The 12,590-nt window shown below is 51.5% G+C and carries 8 protein-coding genes; 3 read left to right on the top strand and 5 right to left on the bottom strand.

What is annotated here, in order from left to right; translation table 11 throughout:
• Positions 1–10 precede the first annotated feature (10 nt).
• A complete protein-coding gene (locus MKY82_RS24940) occupies positions 11–898 on the bottom strand; it encodes a LysR family transcriptional regulator (RefSeq protein WP_339294606.1) in 888 nt (295 codons plus the stop codon).
• Between the two features lie 130 nt (positions 899–1,028).
• On the opposite strand from MKY82_RS24940, the gene MKY82_RS24935 reads away from it, so the two are divergent.
• Positions 1,029–1,709 carry an O-methyltransferase gene (locus MKY82_RS24935; protein ID WP_339294605.1) on the top strand — a complete coding sequence of 227 codons (681 nt, stop codon included), beginning with the start codon at positions 1,029–1,031 and terminating at the stop codon, positions 1,707–1,709.
• A 163-nt stretch (positions 1,710–1,872) separates the two neighbouring features.
• Here the strand turns inward: MKY82_RS24935 and MKY82_RS24930 are convergent, their stop codons facing one another.
• The 4 genes from MKY82_RS24930 to MKY82_RS24915 all read right to left on the bottom strand — a co-directional run bounded on the left by MKY82_RS24930 (position 1,873) and on the right by MKY82_RS24915 (position 10,273).
• The gene (locus tag MKY82_RS24930; protein ID WP_339294604.1) at positions 1,873–5,007 is read right to left on the bottom strand and encodes an ATP-binding protein; all 3,135 of its coding nucleotides are present in this window, start codon (positions 5,005–5,007) and stop codon (positions 1,873–1,875) included.
• Positions 5,008–5,273: 266 nt separating this feature from the next.
• Positions 5,274–8,441 (bottom strand): MMPL family transporter, encoded by a 3,168-nt coding sequence (locus MKY82_RS24925; protein WP_339294603.1) that lies wholly within the window; start codon positions 8,439–8,441, stop codon positions 5,274–5,276.
• Positions 8,438–8,890 carry a MarR family transcriptional regulator gene (locus MKY82_RS24920; RefSeq protein ID WP_220684282.1) on the bottom strand — a complete coding sequence of 151 codons (453 nt, stop codon included), beginning with the start codon at positions 8,888–8,890 and terminating at the stop codon, positions 8,438–8,440. Before MKY82_RS24920 ends, MKY82_RS24925 begins: the two co-directional genes overlap by 4 nt.
• Positions 8,891–9,079: 189 nt before the next feature.
• Positions 9,080–10,273, bottom strand: a complete 1,194-nt coding sequence (locus tag MKY82_RS24915; protein ID WP_220684283.1) for an oxalate decarboxylase family bicupin — start codon at positions 10,271–10,273, stop codon at positions 9,080–9,082.
• Between the two features lie 241 nt (positions 10,274–10,514).
• On the opposite strand from MKY82_RS24915, the gene MKY82_RS24910 reads away from it, so the two are divergent.
• Together MKY82_RS24910 and MKY82_RS24905 are read left to right on the top strand one after the other, a co-directional pair.
• On the top strand, positions 10,515–11,903 hold the full coding sequence (locus tag MKY82_RS24910; RefSeq protein ID WP_339218967.1) for a four-carbon acid sugar kinase family protein: 1,389 nt from the start codon (positions 10,515–10,517) through the stop codon (positions 11,901–11,903).
• Between the two features lie 21 nt (positions 11,904–11,924).
• Positions 11,925–12,581 carry a GntR family transcriptional regulator gene (locus tag MKY82_RS24905; RefSeq protein WP_071223211.1) on the top strand — a complete coding sequence of 219 codons (657 nt, stop codon included), beginning with the start codon at positions 11,925–11,927 and terminating at the stop codon, positions 12,579–12,581.
• Positions 12,582–12,590: the final 9 nt, after the last annotated feature.

The raw sequence follows: 12,590 nt of genomic DNA, 5'->3' as shown, positions 1-12,590 counted from the left end.
TAACGGGTACTTATGACTGATTCCGGATCATATCCACGAAGTTCATGGCGGCAGCAGATAACGGCTCATGCTTGCGGGCGCAGACCGCTATGATATTTTGAAGCTCGATTCCATCGACATAGACCCGGCTCAGTTCGCCGCGCTCGACATACTCTCGTACAACGAGTGAGGACACAAAGTTTGCACCGTATCCGGCAATGACGGCCATAATCGCTTCGTGCAGACCGTTGAATTGCAGCGTGATCCGCGGGGAAGGCGCGCTATGGGTACGGCATAAGGCAAATAAACGTTCTCGCGTTGAACTGCCTTCCTCCCGCATAACAAATGGCTCTCTCATCATCTCTTCCAGGGAGATACGCTGATTGGCATAGCGGTGATCGGGGGATACGACAAACCATAACTCATCCCGGAACAGCTCCTCGATCTGTATCGTATTCGGAGATTCCTCTGGCAGACCGCCGTAGATCGCAAGGTCGACATTCATATGTAACAGTTGCTTAAGTGCATCGCTTGAATTTGTGGTGGTTATGCTCATTTCAACTTCTTCGTACCGCTGCTTGTATTTCGCAAGCCAGGCCGGCAGCAGAAAATGGGAAGGAAGATAGGTAGCCGCCATGCGGATCTGTCCCCTCGAACCGCTGCGGTAATCCAGGCAGAATTGTTCAATCTGCTGCTCGACGGAGAAGAGTCTTTTGGCAAGCGGAACGAGCTCGGCTCCGGCCGAAGTCAACCCGATGCCCCTGCCCTGCGGCTTGAACAGAGTAAGGGAGAGTTCCTTCTCGAATTTTTTAATCTGGGCTGTTATGGCGGGTTGGCTTATATTCAACAATTCAGCAGCACGGGTAACACTGCCCGTTGTGGCGATAACGTGAAAGAGCCGTAATGCGTGTAAATTCATGAGTGCCGCACTCCCATTCATTCATATATTTAAGTTATATAAGTCCTTTAAATATATATTATATCTATAACAATAAATCACATACAATGATTTTGTAAGATCCATATGGAGAATAAGGGAGGAAGCGGGCATGAGCAAGAAGGATGATACAGCTGCGACTTGGGATAAAGTAGACGATTACATCACAGAACATTTGATTCCTTATGATGAGGTTTTGGAGAGGGTCTTAGCTGCAAATCGGGAGGCCGGATTGCCGGAGATTGATGTATCCAAGGCTCAAGGGAAGCTGCTGAACCTCATCGTTCAGATCAAGGGTGCGAAACGAATTTTGGAGATTGGTACGCTGGGAGGTTACAGTACGATCTGGATGGCTAGAGCACTTGGGGATGGGGGGCGGCTGATTTCACTGGAGCTCGATCCGCATCATGCCGAGATTGCCACATCCAATATTGCGTTGGCCGGACTGGAGGATAGGGTGGAAATCCGGGTAGGCGATGCTGTGCTGCAGCTGGAGCAGCTGGCCAAGGAGAAGGTGGAGCCGTTCGATCTGATCTTCATTGATGCCGATAAACCCAACAATCCGAATTATTTGAAGTGGGCGTTACAGTTCTCACGGCCGGGCACGATCATTATTAGCGATAATGTGATCCGGAATGGAGAAGTGATCGATCATCACAGCACAGACCCTCGGGTGCACGGTATCCGCAAATTCATGGATATGCTGTCCGCCCACTCCGCGATTTCCGGCACGGCAATTCAAACGGTGGGAAGTAAGGGGTACGACGGGTTTTATATCGGAGTTGTATCGTAAGCTGCTAGACTGGAGCATCGTTCCATTTACGGCGATCTGTATCGGTTAATGGCAGAAGGAATAAGAACACGCAGCAATCGGATCCGTCTGTATTTGAAAAAAAGGAGGGTGTCCCAAGATCTTAGATCTGGCGGGATACCCTCCTATTACCGGTTAAGAAACGCTAATGCTCCGAATCGGGAATGACAAAAGATACGCTTGTCCCTTCACGGACCTCGCTTTGAATGGAAAGACCGCTCCCATACGTCTGAATCAATCTGCGATTCGTATTGTACAGGCCAATTCCTCTCTTGTCCTCTCGCGGAGCATCCAGCAACCCCTGTACCTTTTCTGTGCTCATTCCCATGCCGTTATCCTTGACCTGAATCAGCGTGGAAAGCTCCTGACGTTCAATGCGAATGTGTACGGTTCCGCCCTTAGCGATTGGCATAATACCGTGCTGTACGGCATTCTCAACCAGAGGCTGAATCGTTAATGGAGGGAGCAGGAGGTGAATGTCCTGATCCACGTTCCATATGACATGGAGCCTGTTGCCATGTCGTTCCTTCTCAACGTACAAATATGCGCGTACAAGTTCGAGTTCTTCCGATAGCGAGACAAATTTGCCGGAGTTTTGATATTGAAAACTAATTTGCAGGTATGAACTAAAGGCCTCGTTAAGTTTTCGCATTCTTTCCACATCAATTTCACTCAATGCGTGGATTGAATTCAAGGTGTTGAACAAAAAATGCGGGTGGATTTGAGCTTGCAGATAGGCAGCTTCCATACGCAGACGCTCGTTCACGGACTGCTTTAACGTAATCAATGACTGGATACGGTATTTAAGCTCCATCGGATCCACTGGTTTCGTGACATAATCGTTGGCACCCGCTCGAAACCCCGCATACATGTCGGAGGGCTCGCTTCGCGCCGTCAACAGAAGCACAGGGAGTTCGGAAGGGGAATAACGTTCTCTTATCTTCCGTGTCAGCTCGTAACCAGAAATCTGCGGCATCATCACGTCTGCAATTACTAAATCCCATGCTTTCGTTCCGAGCAATTCCAGCGCTTCCCCGGCCGATGCTGCTAATTGCAGGTGGTAAGGTTCAGTCATCAATATATTTGCAAGCACTCTCAAATTCACAAAATTATCGTCAACGGCTAAAATGTTCATCTGCTCTTCCACAAACGGGACTTCTGCGGTTAGAAGCGGCTGGTCATTCAGGTCGTTCCGGCTTGCCGCTATTTCTTCATAGGCCTCGAGCCGAACGGCCGATAGGTTCGGGGCCATCTCTACGTCAGTCGAATCCGCCAAAGGCAGCGTGAATGTAAACGTCGAACCCTTTCCGATTTCGGAGTGAACCGTCATCCAGCCGCCATGAAGCTCCACCAATTCTCTGCTGATACTAAGACCCAAACCTATGCCGTTGGTGTCGCCGTATCCGGGATCCCCTTGTTCGTATGGCAGAAATACCCGCTGCTGGGTTTCCTGATCCATTCCCGTTCCCGTATCCGTTACCTTGATGAACATTTGCCCGTTCTTGGCGTTGGCCGTTACGACAATGATTCCTTCCTCGGTATGTTTGATGGCATTATGCAATAAATTCATAAGGATTTGCACCAGCCTCTTTTCATCAGCCATAACGAGAGGGAGGGCTTCGGATGTGTCTATATCCATTTTCAACTGCACGGTTTTTCCTTCGAGCAAATACTTCAGGATATCGATAACGCCATTTACGATAGAGGGAAGGGATAGCGGCTCGGCATGCAGTACGATTCGCTTTTCCCTCAGCCTTACGGCGTCCAGCAGATCATTCAGCAAATGCGACATCTGACGTCCAACCTTAACAAGGAGCTTCATATCCTCCGCGCTTCGATTGTCCATATTATGCTGTTCCCTGTCTGAGACGCTCTGGGCGATATTCATGATCCCGTGCAGCGGCGTTCGCAGCTCGTGTGAGGTCTGGGCCAGAAACCGGTCTTTCATTTTGTCCGCTTTCTGCAATTCGCGGTTAAGCTTGCTGATTTTATCGACGTTGCGGAAATAACGCTTAAACCAATAGGCAGAGAAACCGATGATGGCCGCGATGACATCAACGGGGTAATACACTTTTGGAAGTTCCTGATATTTGATGAGTGCTCCCCAAATAACACTGGAGAAAACGCCGCTGGCTGCCAAGAGCAGAAAGATTGCGTCATCCCGGCTTGCAGCCACCATTCGCCCGAACATATAGATCGTGATGATGATCGGCAATATATAAAAAACGGTAAAAACTTTATACTCCACCGTCCAGAAAACAAGCGAAGCAGGCGCGATTGCAATAAATCCGGAATATAGAAGCAGGGAAACGCCATATGCGGTAAACCATCGGCTGCGGGTCTTTATGGTGAAACTTCTGGTCATCTTCAATATGAAAAAAGATAGCCAGGAATAAGACAATATGGAGATTTTAAGATCCCAATCGTAATTGATGGACAGCCATTTCAGCAGTAAATCGTCATCTGACACTCCAATCGTCACAGATGCGGTGAGAAGCAGCAGAAAAAAATCAAGAAGCGTCCATTCCCGCGGATTGAATAAGAACAGGATGCAGGAATACAGACTGTGAAGGATGAGCACAACGAATGTAATGAGCTGAAGATCGATGGAAAGTCCGCGTTCACCATGGATGGCTTGGCTGGATCCCAGCTTGATGGAATTTACAATTCCGCCTTGGCGTGGATGCTCATGGTTGGCCACGCGTATAATCAAATCGATGTCTTGCGTGTGTTTGGCGGGAGCGTAATCGACAACGAAGGGACTTCGAGCCGGTGAATAGTTGTCTTTGCCGTCCTCTCCGGTGTTGCCCATCTCTCCCATCTTAAGGCCGTTTATCTCGACACTCGCCGAAGCCTGGATCTGCTGGATCCAGAACGAAAGGGGAGCGGTTAAGGATGGATCGACCAGAATACGAAGCCGATAGGTTCCGGTACCATAGGCAGATCCGGATTCCTCCGTTTGGCTCCCCCGCCAATTTCCCGGTACATGCACATAGCGATGCTGCGGATTGGTTTGCTCCAGTTCTTGTTTTGTGGCAAGCATGTCAGGATAGAACTCCCATTCTCCATCCAATGTAATGGATTTGGAATGAGTGAGGTCCCAGCTGCGTAAGTCGAGCAGCCCTTGGGAAGCTTTCGGATGGTGGGGAGGAACGAAGGCCTCGATCCAATACCACCGAAGGCTGAGGAGCACGGACAGAAAAACAGCAACGGCCAATATATACTGTAGAATCTTTTTAGTTTGAATGCGATAGGTATGGTTTGCAGATCGTGTTGGCACTGTTCACGTTCCCTTTTAGTTTTGGTATGGTTTGAAATCCGAGAATTCTTCTTCTTAATATACGAGAAAATGTGACGATCGTATAGCTATTCTCCAACAAAAAGCATTCGTTCGGTTCTTTGGTAGTAGTCCCAAGTACTCACGGTTAAGGTTTCCGTTCACTTTTATTGAAATGGCATAGAAAATAACCGCCTTTTTACCTGTCATGAATCAGGAAAAAGACGGTTATGGTGATCATTGTTAGATTGGGGTCACCCTTGTAATGGCTACATTCCTACGTCATGTCCGGAAGGGCTCTTTGCATCCTGCTCCTTCGGGGTGAACGGCCACCAGTTAGCCCGGCCGAAGATACGGACCATCACCGGTACGAAGAATGGAAGGAACAGGAGTGCGTATAGCACAAGTCCAACCAGGACAACCGTTGCGATCTGCATCATGGACAGTACGCCGGACGGATACATCGCCGCAAAGGTACCGCCAAGAATGACTACTGCGGACAGGATCACAGTACCCATGTTGCGCATGGCATGCAGAATGGCATCCTGAACATTCCAGGACTTGTTCTCGTTGAAACGCGCCATTAGGAAGATGCTGTAATCCACCCCAAGCGCAATCAGCATGACAAAGCTGAAGAACGGCGTGGCCCAGGTAATGCCGGAATACCCGAAGCCGTGAACGAATATCATCTCCGTAACGCCGACAGCGGTAAAGTATGTGATGACCAGTGAAACAATCAGATAGATCGGCATCACGATGGAGCGCAGCAGCACGACCAGGATAATGAAGATTCCGCTCAGCATGAGAATCACGGTTCGCGTGTAGTCTTCATTCGATATGTTCTGCAAATCGTTGTTCGTGCTGGTAATGCCGCTGATGGCAACCTCGGCATTCTCCAATTTCGTATCTTTTACTGCGCGATCTACAGCGGATTGAATCTGTTCGACGCTGCCCAGCGCCTCTTCGCTGTACGGATTGGTTGCCAGAACCACATCCAGCGTCATTACTTTGCGGTCATCGCTGAGATAGGTATCGAATACCGTCTGGAACTCTTCATTCTCAAGGGCTTCCTGCGGAATGAAGAACCCGCTGAGCTCTTCATCCTGAACGTCCTGGATCTGCTGCAGATAATCCTGTGCGGAATGCAGTCCGTCCGAAATTTGCTTCAATCCGTCCGCGCTGGCGTTCAGGCCTTCCGTTAGTTCTCCGATCTGGCCGGTTAGATCGCCAAAGCCGTCGGCAAGCTGCTTCTGTCCGCCTTGCAGCTGGTCCAGACCGCCTGTAATGGAAGGGATTTGGCTCACGATCTGTCCTTGCCCGTTAGCTGCCTGTGAAAGGCCGGATTGAAGCTCGGCGATACCGGACACAAGCTGCTGAAGACCGTTGGCAAGCGCCGTTTGACCGGCGGCTGCCTTGGCGTAGCCGGCGTTGGCTTCCGATAAGCCGGCTGACGCGCCTTTAAGCTGCTCGGAGATTTGTCCTAACCCTGCTGCCAGCTCGGCTGTGCCTGCGGCTGTTTGCGTAACGGTACCTTTGATGGTTTGATAGTCGGCATCCTGAATGAGTTCCGGGTGGTTGCTCTCCAGTCCCGTGAAGGAGCCTTCAAGTCCGCTCAGTGCAGCCGCAACGCCGCCCAGCTGTTCTTTAAGTCCGGCAACGCCGCCTTCAAGAGCTGCTAATCCGGTATCAAGCTGTTTATAACCTTGGAGTAGCTGGGCATGAGCTGCAGCTAACTCTTTCGCGCTTTTCGCAGCCTGGGCAAGCCCTGCTTTGAGTTCGCCTGCGCCTGCGCTGCCGCTCTGGATTCCTTTTTGGATGGCGCTGAGGCCTTGGCCAAGCTCCGTGATGCCGTCCTTGAGGTCGGCGGTTCCCTTGGTCAGCTCCTTGGCTCCCGCTGCGGCTTCATTCAGCTTCGGCGTATTCTCGCTGAGCTGCTTGCCTGCTTCGGATAGTCCATTCTGAATCTGGGTCAGTCCGTCTTTGGACTCTCCCAATCCTTCATTTAACGTTTTCACTTGAGTCGGAATGAGGAAATCGTTGATTTGCTCGCCGGTTGGCCGGGAGAGCCCGCGTACGCTGGACACGCCATCAACCTTTTCCACTTCCCGGCTGATTTTTTCCGCGAGTCCCATGTATTCCGCCGTATCCATGCGGTCATCGTTCTTGATCACGATGGTGGATGGCAGCGATTGTCCGGGGCCGAAGCTGTCCGAAATAATGTTAAAGCCCTTGACCGAAGCGTAACTTGGCCCGATTTCCTCCAGGCTGTTAAACGACAGCTTGCCGCTGTATGTAGCCAGGAAAGGGGCAACGATAACGGCTACGACAAGCAATGCAGCCCAAGGGCGCTTAAGCGAGAAGGAACCTGCCGCCCCCCAAAGCTTGTTTTCGCTATGCTCCAGCTTGCCGCGTGACGGCCAGAAAAGCTTCTTGCCCAGCACCGCCATGAAGAATGGAACGACGGTAACCAATGCCAGGAGCATAACGGCGATGCCGATTGCAACCGCAACCGCGGATTTGTACAGAATGAATTTGGATAACCCGATGGCTGCAAAGCCGACAAATACGGCAAGCCCGGAATAGATCACGGTGCCGCCTGCTTTTCGGTAAGTCTCGATGATCGCCGTCTTGGTATCCTCCGACGTGGTGAGTTCTTCCTTAAACCGGCTGATCAGCAGGATACAGTAGTCGGTCCCGATCCCGAACATGACGGCTACCATAAAGATCTGAGTGAAGGTCGATATCGGGAAGTTGAACTGGTCCACAAGAAAAGAAACGACCGACTGCGACACGATATAACTGAGCCCTACGGTCAACAACGGGACGAACGGTGCCACGAAGGAACGGAATACAACGAACAGAATGAGGAGAATAAAGACAACTGTAATGTATTCCGTTTTCTTCAGGCCTTCCTCGGAGCTGACGATGGTGTCTTCATTAATGAGGCCTTCGCTTGTCAGGTAATGATCGGCTTGAACGCCTTCCAGCACCTGATTAACCTTCTGTGGCAGCTCTTTGACGGCTTCCTGGCCGCCGCTGACCTGAAGCGCGACCATGATGGTCTTGCCGTCTTTGGCGATGAGCGTATCTTCCAGCTCCGTCTGTGTGAACGGTTCATTTATGGAATCGATATGGAGGCTTTCTTTATTATCGTTTAAAGCTTGAACACCCTCCCGGATGCTCTCCTTATCCGATTCGCTTAACCCATCGGGTTTATTGAAGACGAGCGCAACCTGATGCAGGGTTTCCCCTTCCTCGCCGCCGGAGGCCTCCTTGAGAATTTCCGCCGCACGCGAAGAGGTATAACCGTCCGGTACGGATAATTGCCCTTTCTCCCGCACCAGATCCGACATGGACGGCGCGAACAAAAACAGCATAACTGCGGCAGCCAGCCACAGAACGATAATGGCCCATCTTGCTTTCAGTATGGCTTTCAATTCTTTCTCCCCCCTGATTCAAACATCAATTGCCCCAGTTTCTCGAACATCGAGATAAACATTTCGATATCTTTTTCTTCAAAATGATGCAGGTAAGGGGAGACGATCTCCCTCATCTGTTCCTGGGCAGATTCAAAAATCGTATGTCCGTATTCCGTCAAAGTCAGATACACCAGCCTGCGATCTGCTTCGTCCCGGGTTCTGTCGATAATGCCGGCATCCACGAGACGGTTGACGATAGCCGTAACCGAGCTTTTGCCAACCGCGAGAGCTTCCGCCAGATAGGATGAAGTACAGTGATCCGTGCCGTTGATCAAGCGTACCACTTGAAACTGGTCACTGGTCAGATCCTCGCCGAGCTGCTCTCGAATCTGGGCGTTGATCCGCCTCGATACAAGCAGATAGACATCGACATACCGGTCGATCCACTGCTTTGCCTTGTCGTTCAATGATAGTTCTCCTCTCAAATAGTTCACGTGTGAAATAGTTTCATTAATGAACTATATGGCAGAAGGAAAGAAAAGTCAATATCCGCATGACGGCACATTCAGACCGCCTTGGAATAAAATTCTCTGGGCAGGTCTGTATGACGTTAATTCTACAGATCAATGTCCTCGACCAAGCGGGGAGGCGGGAACTTATCTCGGGTAATACGAATATCCCGGGTATTTCACGACGGGCCACTTTTCTTTGCGCAAAGCATCGGTGACTTCGTTTCCGACTTTCAGGTTATCCTGGACCAGATCCCGAGGGGTCAAGGCCATCCACTGATTCAAGGAGATATCCTCGAACCGGTCGCTTCTGAACATCTCCAGAAACCACAGAGTTTCCGTACCCGTGTTCTGTATGTAGTGGCCGAAGGCAAATGGGACATAACCGACATCGCCGGCTCTGTAATCGAAGGTCCGTGCCGCTCCATTGCCGGCGAATACGGTCATTCGTCCTTGTCCGGTCAAGTAATACTGCCACTCATCCTGATTCGGATGCCAGTGAAGCTCCCGCATGGCGCCCGGTTTGATCTCGACAAGCGCGGCCGCTACGGTTTTGGAGATCGGAAAATTGCTGGAATCCACGATTCTTACGCTTCCGCCGGGAGTTATGATCGGCTCTTGCGCCAGCAGCCGATGCTTGAAACTCAGCGGCACCTTCCCGTAAGGAGACTGGACCTCTTGGCTCTCGAGCGAACCTGGCACCTGATCCTGAAAAATATAAACCTGTTCCTTCGGGATACGGCTAAACGCGTTCTCCGGAACGCCGAAGTTGGCGGACAGCACATCCTTTGGCGTGTGGGCAAACCAGTCGGAGATCGATAGGGTATTCAGGTCTGAGAAGTGGCCGTCATCGAACACCAGCAGGAATTCACAGCCTTCCTCGAGTCCCTGGATCGAGTGGGGGAGACCGGCCGGAAAATACCACAGATCGCCAGGCCCCACATCCGCGATGAAATTTCGGCCGCTTGCATCCATGGCCGTAATTCTGGCGCTGCCCCAGATCATATAGGCCCACTCCGCCTGCTGATGCCAATGAAGCTCCCGGACGCCGCCGGGCGTAAGGCTCATATTCACGCCAGCCAGCGTGGTTGCAATCGGGAGGTCCCGTACCGTAATTTCCCGCGACCAGCCGCCATGATTTAGCTGCATATGCGTGTCGGAGAACGACATTTTCAGATTGGGCATCAAGCCCGCATCCGTGGCCGGGGGCACAAGCATGTCGGGATTCTCGATATCCCTCATCACATCCCGCGGGCCATAGTCCGGCCCGCCTGCTCCGTCGCTGCGTATCGGTTGGGGTACGCGGTTGTCATTTCCTTTGTTCCGGTTCTGATCTCCCATGAATCGATATCTCCCTCTCAAGTTTTTTTGCGTAACTTATCCGGTTAAACGGCTATCCATAATGGTTATGAGCCATTGCTTGGCTAATATGTTGAGGAATGCGAGGTCAGTCAAAGACGGTTTTCGCAATGATATTTCTCACGTCAAAACGAAAAGGTGGTTGACATTTGAAAGCGCTGCAAATACAATAGGTCTCAAATAGATCTATGATAGATCTATCATAGATTCAGGAGGGACAAGCATGAACCACAATGATCTGCTGCTTGCTTTTTATGGCGATGACTTTACAGGTTCAACGGATGCGATGGAGGCGCTGGCCCGAAGCGGTTACCGCACGGTGTTGTTTCTGGAAGCTCCTTCGCTTGATCGGCTGAAGAAGTTTGAAGGCATCCGTTGCATCGGGGTGGCAGGTACAAGCCGAGCCAAATCTCCGGAGGATATGGAGGCCGAGCTCCGGCCGGTATTTGAGAAGCTGTCCATGAGCGGCGCGCCGCTCGTCCACTATAAGACATGCTCCACCTTCGACTCTTCGCCTGAGGTTGGCAGTGTCGGCCACGCGATTGGGGTGGCAAGAGACTATTTTCCAGATCAGGTGACGGTTCCGCTGCTGGTCGGCGCGCCCCGCCTTGGACGTTATACGCTGTTCGGCCAGCATTTTGCGAAAATGCATGATACGGTGTACCGTCTGGATCGGCATCCCGTCATGTCGCAGCACCCTTCCACGCCGATGCATGAGGCGGATTTGCGTCTTCATCTTGCACAGCAGACGGCGGATTCCATAACTTTAATGGATATTGTAGAACTGGATGGAGACAAGGATACGGTTCTTCGCCGATATCGTGATAAACTGGGGGAGAAGCCGGGAATTCTGCTGTTTGATGCCTTGGATGAGGACAGGCTTAAGCGGTGCGGCCAGCTGATTCAGGACAAACCCGAAGGGGCGGGGACATTTGTTGTCGGGTCGTCCGGCGTCGAATACGCTTTGGCTGCCCATTGGGATGAGCTCGGACTTGCTTCTCCTTCGTCGGAGAATAACAAATCTGATGCGACCATTCGGCCAACCGATGCCATTCTGGTAGTGTCCGGGAGTGCTTCACCGGTCAGTCAGCTTCAGATTGAGCGTGCGATAGCCGAAGGGTATCACGGCATGCGTATTACGCCGGCCATGATCGGGGGTACAGATGATGCTGCCCGGCTGGGGCTTGTCCAGCAAGCGGTGGATAAGCTCCAAGAAGGACAAAGCGTGGTGCTTTATACGGCGCTGGGCCCAGAGGATGAAGCGATCGGTGAGACACGAACGCGGTTGAAGACCATGGGACTATCCGGAGCGGAAGCGGGCGAGTACATCGGCAGAAGCCTCGGGAAATTAACCAAGCATGTCATGGATCAAGCCGGGCTGCGCCGAATTGTCATTGCTGGGGGAGACACCTCCGGTTTTGTCACCAGCGAGATGGGTGCTTACGGGTTGGAGATGATATGGGACGTATCCCCGGGGGCTCCGCTGTGCAAGGTATATTCGGACGACGCAAGCATGGACGGTCTGGAATTGGCTCTTAAGGGCGGACAGCTGGGATCGCCGGATTATTTTATCAAAGTGCGGGATGCCGGTTTTCCTGAACCGGATCAATAGCCAAGATAGGAGAATACACGAATGACGATGGATAAAAGCAAAGGGGCAGCTTCTTCTCTTCTGTTAAAAGATGTGGCCTATAACGAGATTAAGGAAAGCATTCTGAACGAGAAATTCGAGCCGGGTCGATTCTTGTCCGAGCGAGAATTGATTGAGCTGCTGGGAATGAGCAAGACGCCGATCAAAGCGGCGTTGACGCGGCTGGAGACAGAGGGCTTTGTCACCGTTTCCTCGAAGCAGGGCATCATCATCAATGATCTATCCGTAAACCGGATTGTAGACATATACGATCTGCGGATTGCGCTGGAGACGTTCAACTGCCAGCAGATCGAATCCAGACTCACGCCTGAGCAGGAGAAGGAGCTGGAGGGCAATCTTGCCGAAACTGCCGACATCGTCAGCCGGCTTGATGTCAAAAATTTCGCTCAAGCCGACCATGATTTCCACTTGATCATTTGCGAATGTACGGGCAACCAGGAAATACACCGGGTGCTGCTGAACTACCATGATCATCTGCAGCGAATCACCCGCCGGCATTTGCGGAAGGATCCGCACCGGATGGAGAAGTTCCTGGAGGATCACTGGAAGATCTATGAGGCGCTCAAGACCGGCAAGGAGAGCAGCGCCGAGGTGATGCGCAAGCATTTGCAGGAATCGAAGCAAGCGCTTTTTATATAACAGAGAGAT

Source organism: Paenibacillus sp. FSL W7-1279, from assembly GCF_037969845.1.
Taxonomy (GTDB): Bacteria; Bacillota; Bacilli; order Paenibacillales; family Paenibacillaceae; genus Paenibacillus_AQ.
This window is presented reverse-complemented; position numbering and strand designations above follow the sequence as displayed.

What these genes read in the sequence shown, in the direction of transcription:
- MKY82_RS24910 (WP_339218967.1), top strand. Translation starts at nt 10,515, where the DNA reads ATGAACCACAATGATCTGCTGCTTGCTTTTTATGGCGATGACTTTACA.
- MKY82_RS24940 (WP_339294606.1), bottom strand. Translation starts at nt 898, where the DNA reads ATGAATTTACACGCATTACGGCTCTTTCACGTTATCGCCACAACGGGC.
- MKY82_RS24935 (WP_339294605.1), top strand. Translation starts at nt 1,029, where the DNA reads ATGAGCAAGAAGGATGATACAGCTGCGACTTGGGATAAAGTAGACGAT.
- MKY82_RS24905 (WP_071223211.1), top strand. Translation starts at nt 11,925, where the DNA reads ATGACGATGGATAAAAGCAAAGGGGCAGCTTCTTCTCTTCTGTTAAAA.
- MKY82_RS24915 (WP_220684283.1), bottom strand. Translation starts at nt 10,273, where the DNA reads ATGGGAGATCAGAACCGGAACAAAGGAAATGACAACCGCGTACCCCAA.